Raw genomic sequence first — 20,764 nt, 5'->3', positions numbered from 1 at the left:
GGCTGGAGGCGCGGGCCGGACGGTTCGACACCTGTGGTGTGCAGCAACAGAGTCGAGCCATCGCGTCGTGGTGGCGTCAGGTCAGCCCCGCGCTCCGCGAGGAGCTCGTGACCCTCGGTCCGGGTGACCTCCTCCCGGGCCAGCTCACCGACGACCTGCGCTCCTTCGGCGTCGAGGTCGCCGACGTCGCGGTGGCCCTCGAGCTGCACGGGCGCACCTACTGCGTCCACGCGCAGCCCCCGGCCCTCAGCGCGTTCCTCGCGGCCGCCCGGGTGTGGGAGGAGGGGTGGCGCGACGGGTGAGCAGCGCCCGTCCCGCGACGCCGAGGAGCAGCACGAGCAGTCCGGTGACGACCGCGCGCGCCGGCAGGGTCAGGACGAGCGCCACGCACCCCACCGCCCCGGCCACCGGCAGCGCCCGGGGGTACCGCCGGCGGTCGGGAGCCTGCCGCCACGCCGCGACGTTCGCCACGAGGTAGTAGACGAGCACTCCGCACGAGGAGAACCCGATCGCCGTCCGCAGGTCGACGGTCAGCACGAGCGCCAGGACGACGGCGCCGACGGCCAGCTCGGCCCGGTGCGGCACGGCGGAGCGGGGGTGCACCGCGGCGAGCGAGCGGGGCAGGTCGCCGTGGCGGGCCATGGCCAGCGCGGTGCGGCCGACCCCGGCGACGAGGGCCAGGAGCACCCCGAGGGCGGCGGCCGCGGCCCCGACGCGCACGACGGCGCCGGTCCACGGCCAGCCGGCGGTCGCCGCGGCCGCGGCGAGCGGCGCCGACCGGTCCGCGAGCGCCGCCGGGCCGAGCGCGGTCAGCGCGGCCGCGCCGACGACGGCGTACACGACGACGGCGGCGACCAGGGCGGTGGTGACGGCCCGCGGGATCGTCCGCTCGGGGTCGCGCACCTCCTCGCCGAGCGTGGCCACCCGGGCGTAGCCGGCGAAGGCGAAGAAGAGCAGGCCGGCCCCCTGCAGCACGCCGAGGAGGTCCGGCGCGGTGGCGGGCTCCGCGGGGGCGGCCGGGGGGCCGGAGACCGCCGCGACGACGACGACCGTCAGCGCCAGCAGCGTCACCACGAGCAGCACGCGCGTCAGCCGGGCCGTGCGCGTGATCCCGCCCAGGTTCACGGCCGTCAGGGCCACCACGGCGGCCGCGGCCGTCGGGCGTTCGCCGCCGGCTGGGGCGGCGTAGGCGGCGAACGTCGTCGCCACCGCCGCGCAGCTCGCCGTCTTGCCCACGACGAAGCCCCATCCGGCGACGAAGCCCCACCAGGGCCCCAGCTCCTCCCGTCCGTAGAGGTAGACGCCGCCCGAGAGCGGGTGCGCCGCAGCGAGTTGCGCGGTCGACGTCGCGTTGCACCAGGCGACGACCGCCGCGAGGAGGAGGGAGAGGAGCACCCAGGGGCCGGCCGCCGCCGTCGCCGGCCCGAAGGCGGCGAAGACGCCCGCGCCGAGCATCGAGCCCAGGCCCAGCCCGACGGCGTCGCCGAGACCGAGGCGGCGGGCGAGGGCGGGCGGCGGGGCCACGGGCGGGTCCTCCGGTGGGGTGCGACGGGTGGGGCGGGACGGGGTGGAGCGGGGTGGGACCGAGTGGGGGCGGACCGGGACGGACCGCGTGCGGCAGGACGCTAGCGGCCCCGCGGGGCCGGGTCGCCCGGGGTGCGCAGGAGCGCCTCCGCGTCGGCGCGCGAGAGCCGCACGTCGACCACGAGCGGCAGGTCCCCGGCGGTCGCCTCGGCCACGGCGCCGGCGATCTCGGAGGCGCGGCGGACCTCGACGACGTCGACGGGCCGCCCGGACCGCGTCCTCGTCGGGGGTCCCGCGGTGACCTCGCCGTTGCACGTGCACAGGACGAGGACGCGCCCCTCCCCGGCCCACGTCTCGTGGCCGCCCCCGCCGTCGCCCTGGCCGTCGACCTGGCCGTCGCCCTCGCCCTGGACCTCGACGAGCAGGCGCGGGCCGGCCGCAGCGGTGCGTCGGCCGGCGGCGGCGGGTCCGCCGGTGAACTCGACCTCGCCGCACCCGGCGAAGCACTCGCGCAGGTGCTGGACGAGGGCCCGGCTGAGGGCGTCGAGCCGTGAGGGTCGCGGGGGAGGGGTGACCACGGTGTGCTCCTGGAGCGGGCGGGGGCAGCCGCGCTTCGACCTGTCCGGAAGCTACCGCCGCGCCCGGCGGTGCGCGCGGCGTCCGTCCGGGGGACGTGCGGGGCGCTCCGGATGCGCGGCGGCGTGCGGGGCGGGACCGTGTGCACCGGCGCACGGGTCCGGCCACTGGTCGGGTCCGGGCCAGGAGGTCGACCGTCCAGGAGGGACAACGGCAGTGGTGGTGCGGACAGGTCCGACGTGGGCCCGCGCAGGAGGACGGTCGTGAGCGCGCCGCGGGTCCCCGACGACGACCGTGCGGTGCGCCGGGCCGCTCTGCTGGCGGCTCGTCACGCGGCGTGGGTGCGGCGGCGGGCGCGCGGGTTCCAGCCGCGCCGGCTCCCGCTGGTGCCGCGGCCGACGACCGCACGCCCGACCCCGCGCACGCCTCCGGAGGACTGAACGCGTCCCCGGGTCCCTCAGAGCTCGGTGCGGCTCGCGACCACGTCGCCGACGTGCACGTGGACGACGACCTGCTCAGCCGGCGGGCTCAGCGTGCCCAGGACCTCGACCAGCGCCGTCGCGATGGCCGCGTGGGTGGCCTGACCGGCCGTCGGCAGGTGGGTCCCGAACAGCGCCGTCACCTCGACGGTGACACCGCTCAGCACGGCGTCCTCGTCGGTCGCGCAGTGCACCGCCGTCGCCGCGACGTCGTGGACGGTGGCCACGGCCCGGCGCAGGTCGACGACGAGGACGTCCGTCGCGACGAGGAAGTCCCCGAGCTCGTGCCGGCCGCGCACGGGGGCGGAGGGACGGTGGGCGCGGCGGGCCAGCGCCAGCAGGTCGCCCCGGACCGCCGTCCAGCCGTCGGGGGTGTGGCGGCGCAGGGCCGCGGTCGCGGCGGCGAGGACGTCGAGGCCGTCCTCGCGTCGTCGTCCGGCCACCGTCCACCTCCGCTCCTCGTCGGGTCCTGGAGCAAGTGTCGCAGGGTCCTCCCAGGGCCCGCCCGGCTGGACGGACCTCCTGGGCGGGTTGTGTGACGCACGTCACTGCCGCCGGGCCGTGAGCTTTCCGGGGCACGGCACTCCACCTCCTCTGCAGGCATCCGTCCCGGCCTCCACGTGGTGGCCGGACCACCGGAGGAGGAGACGTGGACGCACCGACCGGCGACCGGCGACCGCCCTCACGCAGCGTGCGGGGGACGGAGCGGGGTCTCGACGTGGCCGACCTCGCCGACGCCCTGTCCCTCGCCGTGCGCGCCGTCCCCGGGGTCTCGCACCTCAACGCGGGGGCGCTGGAGGAGATCGGCACCTACCTGCCCGGTCGACGCGTCGCCGGGGTGCGCGTCCCGCACGACGGCGGTGTCCCCACCGGCCCGGTCGAGGTGCACGTGGTCGTCGCCCCCGGCTTCGCCGTGCCGCGGACGGCGCGCGAGGTGCACGACGTCGTCGCCCGGGAGCTCGCGGGCCGGGCCGTCCGCACGCCCGTCCTCGTCCACGTCGACGACGTCGGCGGCGGTCGTCAGGCGGGCCCGGGTGCACCGACGAGGGCGTGGCGGGACGGGGTGTGGTGAGGATCCGAGGGCGGGACGGAGGGACGGACGTGGGACGGGACGGGCACGGCGCACCCCTCGACGCGGCCGACCAGCGGCTGGTCGACCTCCTGCGCGCCGGGGCCAGCGGGAGCGAGGCGGCGGTGCACCTGGGGCTCAGCGCCCGCGAGGTCGCGACGCGGTTGCGGGGGCTGCGCGACCGCTGGGGCGTCACGAGCACCCGTCGGCTCCTGGACGTGCTCCCCGACGGTCCACGTCGTGGAACCCCCGGCCCGGAGTGAGCCCCGGACCGACAGGACGCGGTGCCAGGGCACCCCGACCGCCCCAACCGCCCCGGGCGTCACCCTGGGTGTGCCGGCCCCCCGCAAAGATCGCCAAAACGGCGACAGAGCGTCACTATCTAGAACAGAATGGGGGTCCGGCGGGCACTGCCCGCCGCAGCGGCGGCCCCACCCGGTGACCGCCCGACCGAGAGGGGGCAGCGTGGACGACGCCCGTGTCCCCGCTCCTCCCGTCGTGCCCGTCCGTCCGTCCCTGCCGCGACCGGCCCGCCCACCCCGCGACGACGCGGCGCGCGCAGCGGAGCAGCTGACGGCCGACGCGACCCGCACGGCGACCGCGCGGAAGCTGCAGGCGGCGACCGCTCGTCCCGACCTCGACGGCCTGGCGTCCGTGGCGGCACGGCTGTTCGGGGTGTCCTCGGGCCGCATCTCCCTGCTGGCCGACGGGCCGACGGTCGTCGGCGTCAGCGGCCCCCAGCCCGTCGACCCCGGGCGGACCCCGGGGGAGGCGCTGGCCCTGACCGTCTGCTCGCAGACCGCCGCGGCGGCGCGACCGCTCGTCATCCCCGACACCCACCTCGACGTGCGCGTCGCCGAGCTCCCGGCCGTCCGCGACGGGCGCGTCGGCTCCTACCTCGGAGCGCCCCTGGCCACGCGGGACGGACGGGTCGTCGGTGCCCTGTGCGTCTTCGACCCCGGCGCCCGCGACTGGGAGGCCGGGGACGCCTCCCTGCTGCAGCACCTCGCGGACGCCGCGACCGCGGAGCTCGAGCTCGCCGTCGTGGGCGAGGTCGCGTCGGGCTCGTCCGTGCTGGAGGCGGCCGTCGCCTCCGCGGGCGTCGGGACCTTCGATCTGGAGGTGGCCACCGGCCGGGTCGTGTGGGACGAGCAGACGCTGGCCCTGTTCGGCCTGACCCGCGAGGAGTTCACCGACGAGGTGGACTTCGCGATCGACCGGATCCACCCCGACGACCGCGGCACCGTGCGCGCCGACCTCGCCGTCGCCGTCGCGACCGGCGCGTACACCTCCTCCTACCGGGTCGTGCTGCCCGACGGGACGACCCGCTGGATGGAAGCGCGCGGCCGCGTCCTGCGCGACGGGGCCGGGGGGTCCGAGCGGCTCGTCGGGACGGTCCTGGACGTCACGGCCCAGCACCGTGTCGTCGAGCGCATCGCCGGTGCGCTGGAGGGCATGGCGGTCGGCTACGTCGCGGTCGACCGCGACTGGCGGGTCGTGCACGTCAACGCGGCCGCGGAGGCGTTGTCCGGCACCCCGCGCGCGGACCTGGTGGGACGCACGGTCGTCGACCTCTTCGCCGGCGACCCCACCGCGACCGACGTCCTCGAGGACCTCGTCCGGCAGGCCCAGCGGGAGGGTGAGGCGGTCGCGGACGTCACCCGTCCGGGACCGCCGGAGCGGTGGGTCGAGGTGCGCGCCGTGGCCGAGGGGGAGGGGCTGGCCGTCTACCTCGTCGACACCACGGCCCGTCGTGCGGCGGCGCGGGCGGTCGAGCGCCTCGGCACGCGGGCGGCCCTCCTGGCCGAGGTCACCGCGGTCTTCACCGGACCCGACGCCACCGACGACCCCGACGACCCCGACGACGCCGACGACGCCGCCCAGCGGCTGGCCGAGCTCGTCGTCCCGGCCCTCGCGGACTGGTCCGTCGTCACCCTCGTCGACGACGGGGCCGAAGAGGAGGAGCACGCGGTGAACACCCCCGTCCGCTCCGTCCCGCACCCCGACGACCTGCGACGCGGCCTGCGCGACGTGGGCCGCTGGCACCGCGACCCCGACCGGGTCCCGCTCGTCGTCCGCTACGCCGAGCACCGCCTGCCCGACCTCACCGAGCACGCCTTCCTCTGGCGGGCGCTGCGGGAGGGCCGGCCCCTGCGGGTCGCCGACGCCACCGCGGCCGTCTCGGCCGTGCTCAGCCCGGACGGGACCGCGCGCCGCGTGCTGGCCGAGCTCGCCCCCTCCTCGGCGCTGGTGCTCCCGCTGCGGGGTCGCGGGCGGACGGTCGGCCTGCTGACGCTGCTCTCGGGCCCGGACCGCGCGCCCCTGGACGACGAGGACGTGCAGACCGTCGTCGAGCTCGCGGGCCGGGCCGGGCTCGCCCTGGAGTCCGCGCGCCTGCACCGACTCCAACGGCGCTTCGCCGAGGCGCTGCAGCGGTCCCTGCTCACCGACCCGCCGGCGCCGCCCCACGCCGACGTCGTCGTGCGGTACGTGCCGTCGGCGCGGACGGCGCAGGTCGGGGGCGACTGGTACGACGCCGTGGAGCAGCCCGGCGGCACGGTCCTCGTCATCGGGGACGTCGTCGGCCACGACACCCGGGCCGCGACCGTCATGGCCCAGGTGCGGACGGTCGTGCGGACCCTGACGGCCGTCGGCGACGACCCGCCCGCCGAGGTGCTGGCCCGCGCCGACCGGGTCGTCGTCTCCTCCCAGCCGGACGTCACCGCCAGCGTCCTCGCCGTGCGGCTGGAGGACGTCCCCGGTGGGGGCGGCGGCACGCGACTGCGCTGGTCCTCGGCCGGGCACCCGCCGGCGCTCGTCCTGGGGCCCGAGGGCTCGGTCACGGCCCTCGAGGCCCCCGACGCCGACCTGCTGCTCGGGGTCGACCCGGCCGCGCCCCGGCGGGACCACGTCGTGGACCTGCCCGCGGGCGCCACCGTCCTCCTCCACACCGACGGCCTCGTCGAACGGCGCGACGCGTCCCTGGACGAGGGGTTCGCGGCGCTCGCGGCCGCCGTGGTCGCGGTCGCCGCCGAGCACCCCGCGGACCTCGACGCCCTCGTCGACGGGGTGCTGGCCAGGACGCTGCCCGCCGAGGCGGCCGACGACGTCGCCGTCCTCGCGGTCCGGCTGCGCCCGCGGGGCTGAGGCCCGCCGGGACCCCCGTCAGGACAGGGCCAGCGACCCCGCCGCGAGGACGACGCCCACGGCCGCCCCGACCACGACCTGCGCGAGCGTGTGCACGCCGAGCCGGACGCGGGCCGCGGCGACGAGGGGGACGGCCAGCAGCGCGGGTGCCGTCGGGGGGACCAGGCCCACGAGGACGACGGCGGACGCCGCGACGACCATCGCGTGCAGCGAGATCTTCCAGGACCGCGAGACGACGACCCCGACGACGGCGCACGCCGCCATGAGGCCGAGGAAGACCAGGGACGACGTCGCCCCGTCGAGCAGGACGAGGAGGACGGCCGTCAGCGCCGTCAGCCCCGCGACCATCGCCAGCAGCGGCGGACGGTCCTCGCGCCGGGGCACGTGGAGGGAGGCGTACCGGCCGCGGCGGACCCCGGCGAGGACCACGGCGACGGGGACGACCGCGCACAGGACGGTGACGAGCAGGCCGGAGAGGGCGCCGCGCCAGGCCGGCGTCGTCGTGAGCGTCGAGACCAGGACGGGCATCACGGCGGCCAGCCACCAGGGGGCGAGCACCTCGCTCGTCACGTGCGCCCAGCGCGGGGAACCGTCGGGGCCCACGGGTGCTCCAGAGGGGTGAGGTGCGTCACGTCGGCCGGGCGGAGTTCGGAGGTTCCTGCGGAAACACCAGCGGCGCAGTCACCGGAGTGACTGCGCCGCAGGTCTTTCAGAAGTGCGCCACCATGGACTCGAACCATGAACCCGCTGATTAAGAGTCAGCTGCTCTGCCAATTGAGCTAGTAGCGCGTACGAGAAGAACGTTAGCAGACCTGCACCGGAGCGACGAAATCCGGCCCCCGGGGGGAACGAGAGGGGGCGTGCCCCCCGCGGGACCGGACCGTGCACTCGAGGGGTGGGCCCGGGTCAGCCCTGGTTCCACCACTCGTCGTCGGGCAGGCCCTCGGCGGCCAGCAGCTCCGCGGAGTGCGGACCGTCCGGCGAGGCCATGTCCATGATCAGGGACAGCGGGATGTGCTCCGAGAGCATCTCCATCACCGGTTCGGTGGCGCTGTCGGCGGACGGCGTCTTCTCCTGCGTCATGCATCCTCCCGAGGACTGGACCACCCCCTCACGTGCAGGGGATGCACAGAACGTCGTCCGCCGTGGGGTGTTCCTTGAGACGGGCCCGGCGACAGGGCCCGTCCGGCGCAGCGGCGGGCCCGGGTCGTCACCGACCGCGCACGACCTCCGCCCGACGACCGGCCACGGGGGTCGCCCCCGGGGTGACCGCGGGGACCCCGAGCCGCTCGACGGCCTCGCGCCGCACCGCCACGACGACCGCGATCCGCCGTCGCCGGCGGCGGGCGGCCGAGGCGTCGAGCGGGTAGCGGGTCAGCACCGGGGCGGTCATGGCCCGACCGTAGGTGCGGGCCCGGGTCGGGCACATCGGCCCCGGGCGGGACCCGGGCATCACCCCCAGGGGTGACACCGAGCCGGCGTCCACCACCCGTTCAGGGTGGACGCGGGGTGCACCACCGCGCACAGTGGTGCGATGCAGGACGTCGGAGCCTGGGGGATCGACCTCACCATGCCGCAGTCGTTGCTGCTGGCCCTGCACCTGCGGGACGCCGCCGGCCTCGCGCCCCCGACGTCCCCCGTGCTGCCCGACCTGCCCCCGCTCGACCCGCCCGTGCGGCGCCTGCACGTCGAGGCCGGCCTGGAGGCCGCGTCGCGGCAGTGGGCGGACTGGTGGGTCGAGCGCTTCCCCGGCGGCGCGGACGCGCTGACGTCCATCCTGCCGCCGCGCTACCCGGGGCTGCGGGGGCGCACCGAGCTGCGGGGCATCGCCGAGCTCGGGATGGACGACGCCGTCGCCTGGTGCGCCCGCGTCCGCGAGATCGAGAAGCGCGTCATCGCCCGCTCGCCCAGCGCCCTCTTCGAGACGAACCTCGTCAGCGGTGTGGAGCGCGAGCTGGGCTGGCGCATCCGGCCGTTCGACCTGCGGATCCTCGTCCTGCCCGTCGCGGGCGCCCACGCGTGGGACGTCGTCGGGCAGCCCGTCATCTCCCTGGGCCTGCGCGCCGACCGGGACGCCTACCTCGCGTGGTTGCGCGAGCAGCTCGTCGCGATCGGGAGGCTGCGGATCGCGCGCAGCGAGGGGCAGAACACGTAGGACGACGAAGGGCGGCCCGGTGACCCGGGACCGCCCTCTCGTCCTGCGTGGGGTGAGTGACGGGACTTGAACCCGCGACTTCCTGGACCACAACCAGGTGCTCTACCAGCTGAGCTACACCCACCACGACACGCGCACAGCAGCGCACGTGACGGGTCGAGGATACACGCGCACGGGCCTGCCCCGGGACACCGAGCCCACCGCGTGACCCGCCCGGCCCAGCGTCAGGACGCGGGGGCGTCCGGCTTCAGCTCGAACTTCGCGCCGGCGGCCTTGGCGGTGTCGGAGTCCGGACCGGGCTCGGGCACGAACAGGACCTCGCGGTAGTACTTCAGCTCCTGGATGCTCTCGCGGATGTCGGCCAGGGCGCGGTGCCCGCCGTGCTTGCGCGGGGTGTGGAAGTACACGCGCGGGAACCAGCGGCGCGCCAGCTCCTTCAGCGAGGAGACGTCGATGAGCCGGTAGTGCAGGTGCTCGGTGAGCTGCAGCATGTCGCGGGCCAGGAACGCGCGGTCGGTGTGCACGGAGCTGCCCGCCAACGGGGCCTTGCGGGGTTCGGGGACCCACTGCTTCACGTAGTCCAGGACGATCTGCTCGGCCTCGGCCAGCGTGCGCCCCGACGGGATCTCGGTGAGCAACCCCGACGACGTGTGCATGTCGACGACCACCGGGTCCATGTGCTCGAGCGACTCGGCCGGGGGCTTGATGACGACGTCGACCCCCTCCCCGAGCACGTTGAGGTCGGCGTCGGTCACGAGCACCGCGACCTCGACGAGCGCGTCGTCGGTCAGGCTCAGGCCCGTCATCTCGCAGTCGATCCAGACGATCCGGTCCGTGACCTTGTCCGTGGCCTTGCCGGTGGCCTTGTCGTTGCTCACCGTCGCAGCGTAGTGGGGCGGCGTGGCGGGACGGTGCTGCGGCAGCGGCGGAGGAGGGGCGGCGGTCGGGGCAGCCCGTACCCTCGGAGCCATGCCGGCGCCGCGAGTCCGCGCGTCCGCGCTGGCCCCCCTGACGGTCCTCGTCCTCGTCGTGTGCGGCCTGCTGAGCCTGGGCGCCGTGACGGCGGAGGTGGGGTGGCGCGGCCTCCTGCCGGGGCTCGCACTCGCGGCCGTGCCCGTCGGCCCCGTGCTGGCGACCGTCCTGTGGCTGGACCGCCACGAGGCCGAACCGCCGCACCTGCTCGCCTTCGCGTTCGGCTGGGGCGCCTGCGTCGCGAGCCTGGGCGCGCTCGTCCTGAACACCGGGGCGTCGCGGCTGCTGGACGGCTCCGTCGGTGACGTGACGAACACGTCCGTCGTGGTGGCGCCGGTCGTGGAGGAGGTGCTCAAGGGGCTGGGCGTCCTGCTGCTGCTCCTGCGGCAGCGGCGGCAGTTCGACGGCGTCGTCGACGGCATCGTGTACGCGGCCTTCGTCGGCGTCGGGTTCGCCTACCTCGAGAACGTCCTCTACCTCGGCCGCGCGCTCGGCGACGACCAGCCGGACTCCCTCGTCGTCGTGTTCGTCCTGCGCTGCCTCGTCTCCCCGTTCGCCCACCCGCTGTTCACGATGGCCGTCGGGGTGGGCCTGGGCATCGCCGCCCGCCACCGGTCGCCGGGGCGCCGGGTCGGGGCGCCCGTGCTCGGTCTCGTCGTCGCCGTCGTCCTGCACGCGCTGTGGAACGCCTCGGCCAGCTCGGGGGTCGCCTCGTTCGTGGAGCTGTTCCTGCTGCTGCAGGTACCGGTGTTCGCCGCCGCGGTCGCGGTCGCCGTCGTCGCCCGGGTGCGCGAGGCCCGGCTCATCGCCCGGCACCTGCAGGTCTACGCCCGGACGGGCTGGCTGGGGGAGTCGGAGGTGTCGATGCTGGCGTCCTCCCGCGCCCGGCGCCGGGCGCGCTCGGCCGCTGCGGATGGCGGGGGACGCGGTGCGGCGCAGGCCGTCCGCGAGTTCCAGGAGACGGCCACCGAGCTGGCCTTCCGCCGCGACCGGCTGCGCCGCGGGACGGTGGAGTCGACGCCGCAGGAGGAGCTCGACCTGCTCGAGCAGCTCGCCCGGCAGCGGCGCGAGGTGCTGGCCCTCCTGCCCTGAGCGCCCGCCCCTGTCCGGACCGTCGACGCGGAGGGCCGGACCCACCGGCCCGACGCGTCGACGAGCCACCACCCCGGCGAGCACTGGACGAGCGGAGGGTCATGGGTGGCTCACAGGCCGTTCAGGGCCGGGGGCGGGGGTGGGGGCCGACGGTGAGGTCATGACCACCACGACCACCCCCGCGCGCACGGGCGGCAGCCAGGACACGGGCGACTCCGGCGGCGGGTCCGCGGGCGGGGCGTGGCCCCGTCGGCGCTGGGTGCGGTGGGCCACCGCCGCCCTGCTGCTGGCGACCGGCGTCCTGTACGTCGTCGACCTGTCCGCCTCCGGCTACGCGAACAGCTTCTACGCCGCCGCCGTCCAGGCCGGGTCGCAGAGCTGGAAGGCCTGGTTCTTCGGCTCCCTGGACGCCCAGAACTTCATCACCGTCGACAAGCCGCCCGCGTCCCTGTGGGTGGCCGGGCTCGCGGCCCGCGCGTTCGGGTTCAGCAGCTGGACGCTCCTGGTCCCGCAGGCGCTCGAGGGCGTCGGCGCCGTCTGGCTGCTGACGGCCGCGGTCCGCCGCTGGCACGGCCCCGTCGCGGGGCTCGTCGCGGGAGCCGCGCTGGCCCTCACCCCGGCGGCCGCGCTGATCTTCCGCTTCGACAACCCCGACGCCCTGCTCGTCCTGCTCATGACCGGCGGTGCGTACGGCACCGTGCGGGCGACGGAGAAGGCGTCCTGGCGCTGGCTGGCGCTCGCCGGCGTCGCCATCGGGTTCGCGTTCCTGACGAAGATGCTGCAGGGCTTCCTCGTCCTGCCGGGTCTCGCGCTCGTGTACCTGTGGGCCGCCCCGACGGGCCTGGCCAAGCGCCTCCTGCACCTGCTCGGCGCCGCCGCGGCGGTCGTCGTCTCGGCCGGCTGGTGGGTGCTCGCCGTCACGTTCTGGCCGGGGGAGAAGCCCTACATCGGCGGCTCCACCGACGGCACCGTCATGGACCTCGTCCTCGGCTACAACGGCCTGGGCCGCATCCTCGGCGGGAGCGGCGGCGGGGGCGGCGGGGGCATGAGCGGGGGCGAGCCCGGGTCGAGCTTCGGCGGCGCGGCGACCTGGCAGCGCCTGTTCTCCTCCGAGATGGGCAACGAGATCTCCTGGCTGCTGCCGGCGGCGCTCCTCGCGCTGGTGCTCGGGCTCGTCGCCCGCGGCCGCGCGCCCCGCACCGACCGCGGCCGCGCCTCGCTCCTGCTGTGGGGCGGCTGGCTGCTCGTGTCGGGGCTGACGTTCGCCTACATGGAGGGCACCGTCCACCCCTACTACACGGTGGCGCTGGCCCCCGCGGTCGCGGCGCTCGCCGCGGGTGGCGGGCAGCTGCTCTGGGCGCGGCGCGAACGGCTGCTGGCCCGCGTCGGCCTGGCGCTCGTGCTCGCCTCGGCGGGTGTCTGGGCCTTGGTCCTGCTGCAGCGCAACGGGACGTGGGTCTGGGCGGGGGCCGTGCTGATGGTCCTGAGCGCGGCGCTCGCGGTCGCCTTCGTCGTCACCCCGGCCCGGCTGCGGCGGCTCGCGGTGGTCCTCGTCCTGTCGGCCACCGTCGTCGGTCTCGGCGGTACGGCCTCCTACGCCGTCGCGACGGCCGCGACCCCGCACACCGGCTCGATCCCGACCGTCGGCCCGGCCGGCGCGTCGGCGGGCAGTGGCATGGGCAGTGGCATGGGCATGGGCATGGGCATGGGCGTGGGCATGGGTGGGGGGATGGGCGGCGGCTTCGGCGGGATGCGGCCGGGGACCGACGGGGCCACCGGCACGACCGGCACGACCGGTCAGCCCGGCGGTGGTCAGCCGCCGAGCGACGCCCAGGGGATGCCCGACGGCCAGGCGGCGGACGCTCGGACGGGGAGCGGGATGGGCGGCGGCGAGGGCACCGCCGCCAACGCCGAGCTCGTGGCGCTCCTGCGCTCGGCGGGCACGACGTGGTCCGCGGCCGTCTCCGGCTCCCAGACCGCGGCCTCGTACGAGCTGGCCAGCGGGACGGCCGTCATGGCGATGGGCGGCTGGAGCAACGACCCGACGCCGACGCTGGCGCAGTTCCAGCAGTACGTCGCCGAGGGTGAGGTGCACTACCTCGTCGCCGGTGGCGGCGGGGCGGGCGGACGGGGCGGTGACTCGACCGTCAGCCAGGTCCAGGCCTGGGTGGAGGAGAACTTCACGGCCACCACGGTCGGCGGCACCACCGTCTACGACCTGACGCAGCCGGTCGCCGGCAGCACCTCGGGCACCGCGGGGACGTCCGCGAGCTGACCGACGCTGAGACGCACCTCACGTGTGAGGTGGGGCACCGTCGCACCGCCCGGGCGGCGCCCCACCCCCCGCAGGTCGTAGCCTCTGGTGGTCCACAGGTCGACGATGAACGAGGGTGAGCCCGGTGCCCGCAGCGAACCGCTACGACGCAGTTCTCATCGGGGGCGGGGTCATGAGCGCCACCCTCGCGACGATGATCGCGGAGCTGGAGCCGGACTGGTCGGTCCTGGTCCTGGAGAAGCTCGACACCGTCGGGGCCGAGAGCTCGGACATGTGGAACAACGCCGGCACGGGCCACTCGGCCCTGTGCGAGCTGAACTACACCCCGGCCAAGGCGGACGGCACCGTCGACATCGCCAAGGCCGTCACGATCAACGAGCAGTTCCAGTCCAGCCGGCAGTTCTGGTCCCACCTCGTCGAGAAGGGCGTCCTCGCCTCGCCCGGCGACTTCATCAACGCGGTCCCGCACATGAGCTTCGTGCGGGGCGGGGACGTCGACTTCCTGCACGCCCGGTTCGAGGCCCTGTCCAAGCACCCGCTCTTCGCGGAGATGGAGTGGGCCGACGACCACGCGCGCATCGCCGAGTGGGCGCCCCTGCTGGAGGAGGGCCGCGGCACCTCCGAACGCGTCGCCGCGACCCGCTCGCGCAACGGCACCGACGTCGACTTCGGCGCCCTGACGAAGCAGTTGTTCGCGGGGGCGGCGAAGGAGGGTGTCGAACTCCTCACCGGGCACACCGTGAAGGACCTGCGCCGTCGCGGGTCGGGGTGGACGGTCGTGGGGGAGAGTTCCGAGGGCAGCTTCGCCGTCGCCACGCCGTTCGTCTTCGTCGGGTCCGGAGGCGGCGCCCTGCACCTGCTGCAGCGCAGCGGGATCCCTGAGGGCGAGGGTTTCGGCGGGTTCCCCGTCAGCGGGCAGTGGCTGCGCTGCACCAACCCCGAGGTGATCGCCCGGCACGGCGCCAAGGTCTACGGCCAGGCCGAGGTCGGGGCTCCGCCGATGTCGGTGCCGCACTTGGACACCCGGTACTCCCACGGCGAGAAGGCCCTCATGTTCGGGCCCTACGCCGGGTTCTCGCCGAAGTTCCTCAAGCAGGGGTCGTTCCTCGACCTGCCGCTGTCGGTCCGGCCGCACAACCTGCTGCCGATGCTGGCGGTGGCGCGCGACAACGTCTCGCTCATGACCTACCTGGGCAAGCAGATCGTGCAGTCGATGGACCAGCGCCTCGACGCGTTGCGGGTGTTCTACCCCGACGCACGTGCGGAGGACTGGGAACTGCTGACCGCCGGTCAGCGCGTGCAGGTCATCAAGAAGGGCCCGCGCGGCGGCGTCCTGCAGTTCGGCACCGAACTCGTCCACGCCGCCGACGGCTCGGTGGCGGCCCTGCTCGGCGCCTCCCCGGGGGCCTCCACGGCGGTCGACGTCATGCTCCGCCTGCTCGCGCAGTGCTTCCCGGCCCACCAGGACGCCTGGCGCGACCGGCTGCGGACGATGGTGCCCTCCTACGGCACGAAGCTGTCCGACGACCACGACCTGCTGACGAAGACGCTGGCCCGCACGGCCGACGTCCTCAAGCTGGCGGCCTGAGGGACGCGCGCGCGAGCGCGTCGACCGCCGCGTCGACGCGCCGCGTGAACTCGTCCTGCACGACGGCGACCTTGCGGGCGAACGGCGCTCCGCTGGCCAGCGCCGCGTCGGCGTCGTCGGCGCCCAGGCCTCGGGGGTGGGCGGACCCCACCGTCGGGAAGACCGTGAACGACGTGGCGCCCGCGACCGTCCGCAGGTCCGGCCGCGCGGCCAGCACGGAGTGCACGAACGCCTCGTCCGGCAGGAGCGTCGTGGCGAACCAGCCGCCGACGTCGGGGTCGGACGCGGCCTCGGCGACGGCGCAGAGCGCGGCGCGGGACAGCACGCACCAGAACGACCCCTTGACGTAGGGCAGCGGCGGGGGCTCCGGGCGCGGGTGGTGGGCGACCCACGTGCGCTCGCCCGCGCGGCTCACCCCGGTGGGCAGGGGGAGGCGTCGCGTCGCGCCGGCCAGCCCCGCCCAGACCGGGCCGAGGGCGTCCTGGGCCGGCAGGACGTGCCAGCACGACCGCCACCGGCGGGAGTGGTCCCGGGGGTCGCGGCGCAGGACGGCGTCGACGCCCACGAGCCCGGACTCCCACGCCGCGAGGTCGGTCACCGGGTGGTCCTGACCGGAGACGAGCACGACGTGGTCGGGGTCCCACAGGCGCTGGGCCGTGGTGAGGGCCTCCACGGCCGCGGCGGTGAGCGACCAGTCCCCCCACCGCACCCGGATCTCGCTGCGCAGCAGGGCGATCCCGAGATCGGCCGCGTCCTGGTCGGACAGGAGCGTCCCCGCCGACCGGACGAGGACGTGCGCCAGCGGCGACAGCTGCCGGACGCGGCGCACGCGGGCCGCGACCTCGGCCGGACCGGTGTGGGCCATGACGACGTACGCGACGCCACCCATGCGAGCGTGACCTTCCCCGGAAGTCCCCACCATCGGGGACGAACTGCGACACGATGCACCGCGGAATGCGCCTCGTGCAACACGGGGTCACTGTGACGTGACGGGAGGTTGATGTGCCGGTCTTCACCACCACGCTCGGCCTGCACGGCAAGACGGCGACCGGGCTCGAAGTGCCGCCGGAGGTCCTCGAGGAGCTCGGCGGGGGCCGCCGTCCCGCGGTCGTCGTGACGCTGGGCGGACACACCTACCGCACGACCGTCGGCGTCATGGGCGGTCGTGCGCTCGTCCCGGTGAGCGCGCAGGAACGGGCCGCCGCGGGCGTCGCCGCCGGTGACGTCCTGGAGGTGGTCCTCGAGCTCGACACCGCCCCGAGCACCGTCGAGGTGCCCGACGACCTCGCCCGCGCCCTGGAGGACGCCGGGGTCCGCGCCGCCTTCGACGCCCTCTCCCCGTCGCAGCGCAAGGCGCACGTGACGTCGGTCGAGGGCGCCAAGGCCGAGGCGACACGGGCCCGCCGGGTGGAGAAGGTCGTCGCGGGGCTGGCGGGCTGAGGGGCGGGACGGTGCGCACCTGGGGGGTGGTCCCGTCGCCGCTGGGGGACCTCACGGTCGCCCGGACGGACCGGGGCCTGGCGGGCGTCTGGTTCGCCGACCACCGCGGCGGGGCCCGCGTCGACGCCGAGGACGAGCGCGACGACGCGGCCTTCGGGGACGTGGCGGGACAGCTGGCGGAGTACTTCGCGGGCGCGCGCACCGCGTTCGACCTGCCGCTGGACCCGCCCGGCGACGCCTTCAGCCGGCGCGTCTGGGAGGCCCTGACCCGGATCCCGCACGGCACCACGACGACCTACGGCGAGATCGCCCGCACCCTCGGCGGGGTCGGCCACTCCCAGGCCGTGGGCCTGGCCAACGGCCGCAACCCGCTGTCGATCGTCGTCCCGTGCCACCGCGTCGTGGGGCGCGACGGGGACCTCGTCGGTTACGCGGGTGGTCTGTGGCGCAAGCGGTTCCTCCTCGACCTCGAGCAGTCGGCCGACGAGCGGCTGTTCTGAGCCCGGGTCTGGGACGCTGGGCGGCGTGCTGCCCGGACTGACCTGCCGCCCGCTGACGCCCGACGACGTCCCCGCCTGGGTCGACCTGCTCGACCGCGCCGCCGCCGTCGACCGCCCGCACGTGCGCGACTCCGCGGAGTGGTTGCGGCGCAGCCTGACCGCGGACGGCTTCGACGCTTCGACCCAGAGCCTGGGGGGTGTCGACGCCGACGGTGTCCTGCGCGCGGTCGCCGTGGTGGAACTGCGGCTGGGTGACCTCGAGCACCTGCGCCTGCCGTGCGACGGCGTCGTCGACCCCGGCTGGCGGGGTCGGGGCGTCGGGCGGGCCCTGCTGGCCTGGGGGGAGTCGGCGGCGCGCGACCGCGTCGCCCGGCGGCGCCGGGAACTCGGCCGGGAGGTCACCGCCGACCTGCAGGTGTGGGCCCCCGACCACCGCGACGACGTCGCCCGGCTGTGCGCCCGCGCCGGGCTGAGCCCTCTGCGGTACTTCAGCACCATGCGGCGCGCGCTGCCCGAGGGGGCGGAACCGCCTGCGCCGCAGGTGCCCGAGGGGTTCCGTCTCGTCCGCTTCGACGAGCACGGGACGGCCGGGCTGCGCGACCTGCACAACGCGGTGTTCGCCGACCACTGGGGCTCGCAGCCGCTCACCGAGGCCGACTGGGAGCGGTTCGTCGTCGGCAACCCCGACTTCCGGCCCGCGTGGAGCTTCGGCCTCCTCGACGCCGCCTCCGAGGGGGACGGGGACCTCGTCGCGTACGCGAACGTCTACGCGCACGAGTCCGACTGGCCGGCTCTGGGGTTCGCCCAGGCCGACCTCGGCAACCTCGGCGTGCGGCGCGAGCACCGCGGCCGCGGCCTGGCCCAGGTGCTGCTCGCGGCCGTGGCGCGGCGGGCGCGCGAGGTCGGCACGGCCGCCGTCAGCCTCGACGTCGACAGCGAGAACCCCTCCGGCGCGGTCGGTCTGTACGAACGCGCCGGGTACGTGCGGGTGCACGGCGACGTGCTGCGCACCAAGGCGCTCTGAGCCGGCTACCCGAGCAGGCGGCGGACGTGCTCGACGACCGCGTCCGCCGCGGCCTCCACCTGCGCCAGCGTGCGCTCGAAGTCCTCCCGGCCGCCGTACCAGGGGTCGTCGATGTCGAGGTCGGCCTCGTCCACCGTGTCCAGGCCGGGGGCGGAGGGGTCGAAGGACCGGTACATCCGGACCCGCGCCGCCGCGTCCTCGTCCGGCGCCTGCGTCCGCAACCACCGAGCGTGCCGCGACGTCATGGCCAGCAGCAGGTCCCGGTGCGCGATCTCCTCGCGCGTGACCTGGTGGGCCCGGTGCCGGGGCACCTCGTAGCCGTGCTCGCGCAGGACGCTCGCCGCCCGCGGGTCGACGGGGTTGCCGTGCTCCTCGTCGGAGATGCCCGAGGAGTCCACGACGACGCGCTCGTCGAGCCCGGCCGCGCGGAAGCGGTCGCGCAGGACGACCTCGGCCATGGGGGAGCGGCAGATGTTGCCCGTGCAGACGGTCATCACGCGCAGCGGTTCGGTGTTCCCGGGGTCGGTGCTCACCTCGACAGTCTGTCGAACTCGGGGGCCGCCGACTCTTGTGGGGCGGCTGTGAGTGGTGGAAGCTCACGCTGAGCACGCACCGTTCGACCACGGAGGAACCTCGCATGGGGATGAACCCACGGCGCGGAGGGCTGTTCGCCCTCGCCGCGCTCTCGGCGACGGCGCTCGCCGTCCCGGCCACCGCGGCGTCCGCCGCGCCCGCCCCCACCCCGGCCCGGCAGAACGTGCCGACGGACGTCCGGCTCGTCGACGGCGACTACAAGGGCGGTGCGCCGCTGCCGTTCACGGCCACCGCGGCCGCGACGCTGGACGCGCAGGGGCGCAGCACGCTGTCCAGCCCGCAGGGCGGGTCCGACGGCTCCGACCTGCAGGTCGGGGAGCAGAAGGACTGGCTCTCCCTCATCGACGGCGGCGTCACCCCCGACGGCGAGGAGGTCACGGGCGGCATCGACGTCCGCGGCTACACGCTGCGCGGTCTGGGCGACCACATCGAGGTCTGGGTCGCCGACGACCTGAGCTTCCCCGACGGCGACTGCCGCAACGTCCTCGACGACGGTGCCCTGACGCAGGTCACCGACGAGCAGGCGCAGACCTTCGCCGACGAGTTCGACGAGAACGTGCTGCCGAAGGAGTCCGAGGCCTTCTCCGTCGCCCCGGACCGCGACGGCACCAAGGGCGTCATGGACGAGGTGTTCCCCGACGCCGGCTACCCCGAGGACTACTGGGTCGGCAAGGGCGACCGCACCGTCGCGCTCATCGACAACGTGCGCGACCAGAACTACTACGACCCGACGAACGTCAACGGCCGCACGTACATCGCCGGGTTCTTCTTCTCGACGTTCAACGAGCTCCTCGACCGCAACGTCATGACGATCGACGGGTTCGACTGGCTGCACCGCACCGGCACCAACCCGCCGGACGACTCCGCCGACCCCGACTACCTGGCGTGCGCGGAGTACCTGGGCCGGCCCGGCCTCGGCGAGGCGAGCCCCCGCACCTACGAGGGCACCTTCGCCCACGAGTACCAGCACCTGCTGGAGTACTACGCCGACCCCGACGAGGTGAACTGGGTCAACGAGGGCCTGTCCGACTGGGCGCAGACCCTTGTCGGCTACGTCGACCCGAGCATCCCGCTGGACGACCCCGCGGCCGACAACCACCTCGCGACGTTCTACGGCTGGAACCCGCAGGAGAGCTTCGGCGGGCCGGAGCAGTCCCTCACGCAGTGGGGCGACCAGGGTGACCCGGAGACCCTCGCCGACTACGGGGCCACGTACGCGTTCATGTTCTACCTCTACGACCACTTCGGTGGGGAGGAGTTCATGAAGGCCCTGCACAACGAACCGGACAACGGGCTCGTGGGGCTGCAGACGGTCCTGGACCAGACGGGTCACCGCGTGAAGGCGACCGACGTCGTCCACGACTTCCTCGCCATGAACGCGGTCGACGCCGCGATCGACGACGGGGCGAAGGTCAAGCGCGGCAACACCGGTCGGCTCACCACGTCCTCGCTGTCGGCGAAGGTCAACTGGGACACGCCGCAGGCGTACGACTCGCCCGGCGCGCCGGTCAACGGCGCCGACTACGTCCGGCTGCGCACCCTCGACGGCTGGCTGACCGACGGTCTCGTCGACTTCACGGGGGCGAAGAACTACCCCGTGTCGCCCGTGGAGTGGACCGCGGAGGACGGGAACCTCGTCTCCGGCAGCGGGGACAACCTCGACCGCGCCGTGGTGCGGACGTTCGAGATCCCGGCCGCGGCCCCGACGGTGACGCTGGGCCTCGACCTGGACACCGAGGAGGGCTACGACTACTTCTACGTCCAGGTCTACGACACCGCCACGGGCACGTGGGTCAACCTGCCGACCGACGGGGCCGACGAGACGACCGGCGGCCTGTCCGGCACCTTCCAGGGTGAGAAGACCTTCGACGCCTCCCGGTTCGCGGGCCAGACCGTCGACGTGGCCCTGCGCTACGTCACCGACGGAGGCGTCTCGAACCCGGGTGTCACGGTGACCTCGGTGAGCGTGGGCGGGAACCCGGTGGCCGACGCCGGGGACCTGTCGACGTGGAAGTCGCTGACGCAGGCCCGCCCCGTCCCGGTGGCGGGCTGGACCGTCCAGCTCGTGGGGTACGACGAGAAGCACGTCTCCGTGGTCAAGCTGCCGACGGTCTCCACGCCGTGGGGCTGGAAGACCGTGGCTCCCGTGAAGCTCGCCCTCGGGTTCACGCCCGACGTCGCGGCCGTCCTCGTCACCGCGGACGACCCGACCGAGACGGCACCGGGCTACGCGCCGTACCAGTTGTTCGCCAACGGCGTGCTCCAGCCCGGTGGTGGCTCGGGCGCCTGACGCCGGCAGCACGAGGGCCCCGGAACCGTCACGGTCCCG

22 protein-coding genes and 2 tRNA genes are annotated in these 20,764 nt (G+C 75.4%); 13 read left to right on the top strand and 11 right to left on the bottom strand.

Going from position 1 to position 20,764, the window contains the following annotated elements; all coding sequences use genetic code 11:
* The first annotated feature begins 107 nt into the window (after positions 1-107).
* Positions 108-302, top strand: a complete 195-nt coding sequence (locus tag AB1207_RS14575) for a hypothetical protein (RefSeq protein WP_367639100.1) — start codon at positions 108-110, stop codon at positions 300-302.
* Here the strand turns inward: AB1207_RS14575 and AB1207_RS14570 are convergent.
* Positions 247-1,524: an APC family permease gene (locus AB1207_RS14570; RefSeq protein ID WP_367639099.1), complete on the bottom strand. Its 1,278-nt coding sequence runs from the start codon at positions 1,522-1,524 to the stop codon at positions 247-249. The two genes, AB1207_RS14575 and AB1207_RS14570, sit on opposite strands and share 56 nt — an antisense overlap.
* 101 nt (positions 1,525-1,625) lie before the next feature.
* The gene (locus AB1207_RS14565; RefSeq protein WP_367639098.1) at positions 1,626-2,102 is read right to left on the bottom strand and encodes a hypothetical protein; all 477 of its coding nucleotides are present in this window, start codon (positions 2,100-2,102) and stop codon (positions 1,626-1,628) included.
* 261 nt (positions 2,103-2,363) lie between these two features.
* On the opposite strand from AB1207_RS14565, the gene AB1207_RS14560 reads away from it, so the two are divergent.
* Positions 2,364-2,540 (top strand): hypothetical protein, encoded by a 177-nt coding sequence (locus tag AB1207_RS14560; RefSeq protein ID WP_367639097.1) that lies wholly within the window; start codon positions 2,364-2,366, stop codon positions 2,538-2,540.
* Between the two features lie 17 nt (positions 2,541-2,557).
* Here the strand turns inward: AB1207_RS14560 and AB1207_RS14555 are convergent, their stop codons facing one another.
* A complete protein-coding gene (locus AB1207_RS14555) occupies positions 2,558-3,022 on the bottom strand; it encodes a hypothetical protein (protein ID WP_367639096.1) in 465 nt (154 codons plus the stop codon).
* Between the two features lie 206 nt (positions 3,023-3,228).
* Between AB1207_RS14555 and AB1207_RS14550 the strand changes: the two genes are divergently transcribed.
* The 3 genes from AB1207_RS14550 to AB1207_RS14540 all read left to right on the top strand — a co-directional run bounded on the left by AB1207_RS14550 (position 3,229) and on the right by AB1207_RS14540 (position 6,795).
* Complete coding sequence (locus tag AB1207_RS14550) at positions 3,229-3,651, top strand: hypothetical protein (protein WP_367639095.1); 423 nt, start codon at positions 3,229-3,231, stop codon at positions 3,649-3,651.
* Positions 3,652-3,680: 29 nt separating this feature from the next.
* Positions 3,681-3,911, top strand: coding sequence for a hypothetical protein (locus AB1207_RS14545; RefSeq protein WP_367639094.1), 231 nt, complete (start codon positions 3,681-3,683; stop codon positions 3,909-3,911).
* Between the two features lie 202 nt (positions 3,912-4,113).
* Positions 4,114-6,795, top strand: a complete 2,682-nt coding sequence (locus tag AB1207_RS14540; protein ID WP_367639093.1) for a SpoIIE family protein phosphatase — start codon at positions 4,114-4,116, stop codon at positions 6,793-6,795.
* Positions 6,796-6,813: 18 nt separating this feature from the next.
* On the opposite strand, the gene AB1207_RS14535 is transcribed toward AB1207_RS14540, so the two are convergent.
* From AB1207_RS14535 to AB1207_RS14520, 4 genes are all read right to left on the bottom strand, one after another.
* A complete protein-coding gene (locus AB1207_RS14535) occupies positions 6,814-7,398 on the bottom strand; it encodes a phosphatase PAP2 family protein (protein ID WP_367639092.1) in 585 nt (194 codons plus the stop codon).
* Positions 7,399-7,511: 113 nt separating this feature from the next.
* Positions 7,512-7,584 (bottom strand) — tRNA-Lys (locus AB1207_RS14530).
* A 117-nt stretch (positions 7,585-7,701) separates the two neighbouring features.
* On the bottom strand, positions 7,702-7,878 hold the full coding sequence (locus AB1207_RS14525; protein ID WP_367639091.1) for a hypothetical protein: 177 nt from the start codon (positions 7,876-7,878) through the stop codon (positions 7,702-7,704).
* 127 nt (positions 7,879-8,005) lie between these two features.
* Positions 8,006-8,188: a hypothetical protein gene (locus tag AB1207_RS14520; RefSeq protein WP_367639090.1), complete on the bottom strand. Its 183-nt coding sequence runs from the start codon at positions 8,186-8,188 to the stop codon at positions 8,006-8,008.
* Positions 8,189-8,329: 141 nt separating this feature from the next.
* Between AB1207_RS14520 and AB1207_RS14515 the strand changes: the two genes are divergently transcribed.
* A complete protein-coding gene (locus AB1207_RS14515; protein WP_367639089.1) occupies positions 8,330-8,950 on the top strand; it encodes a hypothetical protein in 621 nt (206 codons plus the stop codon).
* A 48-nt stretch (positions 8,951-8,998) separates the two neighbouring features.
* On the opposite strand, the gene AB1207_RS14510 is transcribed toward AB1207_RS14515, so the two are convergent.
* Together AB1207_RS14510 and orn are read right to left on the bottom strand one after the other, a co-directional pair.
* Positions 8,999-9,074, bottom strand: a tRNA-His gene (locus AB1207_RS14510).
* Between the two features lie 100 nt (positions 9,075-9,174).
* Complete coding sequence (gene orn, locus AB1207_RS14505; protein WP_367639088.1) at positions 9,175-9,828, bottom strand: oligoribonuclease; 654 nt, start codon at positions 9,826-9,828, stop codon at positions 9,175-9,177.
* A 91-nt stretch (positions 9,829-9,919) separates the two neighbouring features.
* Here orn and AB1207_RS14500 point away from each other — a divergent pair, with 91 nt between their 5' ends.
* The 3 genes from AB1207_RS14500 to AB1207_RS14490 all read left to right on the top strand — a co-directional run bounded on the left by AB1207_RS14500 (position 9,920) and on the right by AB1207_RS14490 (position 14,877).
* Positions 9,920-11,014: a PrsW family intramembrane metalloprotease gene (locus tag AB1207_RS14500; protein ID WP_367639087.1), complete on the top strand. Its 1,095-nt coding sequence runs from the start codon at positions 9,920-9,922 to the stop codon at positions 11,012-11,014.
* A gap of 160 nt (positions 11,015-11,174) precedes the next feature.
* On the top strand, positions 11,175-13,289 hold the full coding sequence (locus tag AB1207_RS14495) for an ArnT family glycosyltransferase (RefSeq protein WP_367639086.1): 2,115 nt from the start codon (positions 11,175-11,177) through the stop codon (positions 13,287-13,289).
* Positions 13,290-13,404: 115 nt separating this feature from the next.
* On the top strand, positions 13,405-14,877 hold the full coding sequence (locus AB1207_RS14490) for a malate:quinone oxidoreductase (RefSeq protein WP_437178944.1): 1,473 nt from the start codon (positions 13,405-13,407) through the stop codon (positions 14,875-14,877).
* On the opposite strand, the gene AB1207_RS14485 is transcribed toward AB1207_RS14490, so the two are convergent.
* Positions 14,861-15,766, bottom strand: coding sequence for a hypothetical protein (locus AB1207_RS14485; protein WP_367639084.1), 906 nt, complete (start codon positions 15,764-15,766; stop codon positions 14,861-14,863). The genes AB1207_RS14490 and AB1207_RS14485 overlap by 17 nt on opposite strands.
* 113 nt (positions 15,767-15,879) lie before the next feature.
* On the opposite strand from AB1207_RS14485, the gene AB1207_RS14480 reads away from it, so the two are divergent.
* The 3 genes from AB1207_RS14480 to AB1207_RS14470 are packed head-to-tail and all read left to right on the top strand — an operon-like array spanning position 15,880 to position 17,841.
* Complete coding sequence (locus AB1207_RS14480; protein WP_367639083.1) at positions 15,880-16,317, top strand: YdeI/OmpD-associated family protein; 438 nt, start codon at positions 15,880-15,882, stop codon at positions 16,315-16,317.
* An 11-nt stretch (positions 16,318-16,328) separates the two neighbouring features.
* The gene (locus tag AB1207_RS14475) at positions 16,329-16,817 is read left to right on the top strand and encodes a methylated-DNA--[protein]-cysteine S-methyltransferase (protein WP_367639082.1); all 489 of its coding nucleotides are present in this window, start codon (positions 16,329-16,331) and stop codon (positions 16,815-16,817) included.
* Between the two features lie 25 nt (positions 16,818-16,842).
* The gene (locus AB1207_RS14470) at positions 16,843-17,841 is read left to right on the top strand and encodes a GNAT family N-acetyltransferase (RefSeq protein ID WP_367639081.1); all 999 of its coding nucleotides are present in this window, start codon (positions 16,843-16,845) and stop codon (positions 17,839-17,841) included.
* A 5-nt stretch (positions 17,842-17,846) separates the two neighbouring features.
* Here the strand turns inward: AB1207_RS14470 and AB1207_RS14465 are convergent, their stop codons facing one another.
* On the bottom strand, positions 17,847-18,335 hold the full coding sequence (locus tag AB1207_RS14465) for a low molecular weight protein-tyrosine-phosphatase (RefSeq protein WP_367639137.1): 489 nt from the start codon (positions 18,333-18,335) through the stop codon (positions 17,847-17,849).
* Positions 18,336-18,478: 143 nt separating this feature from the next.
* Between AB1207_RS14465 and AB1207_RS14460 the strand changes: the two genes are divergently transcribed.
* A complete protein-coding gene (locus AB1207_RS14460) occupies positions 18,479-20,725 on the top strand; it encodes a peptidase M6 (RefSeq protein WP_367639080.1) in 2,247 nt (748 codons plus the stop codon).
* Positions 20,726-20,764: the final 39 nt, after the last annotated feature.

Origin of the sequence: Kineococcus endophyticus (assembly GCF_040796495.1) — a bacterium.
Lineage (GTDB): Bacteria > Actinomycetota > Actinomycetes > Actinomycetales > Kineococcaceae > Kineococcus > Kineococcus endophyticus.
The sequence above is the reverse complement of the archived record's forward strand: the minus strand, read 5'-3'. Positions and strand labels throughout refer to the sequence as shown.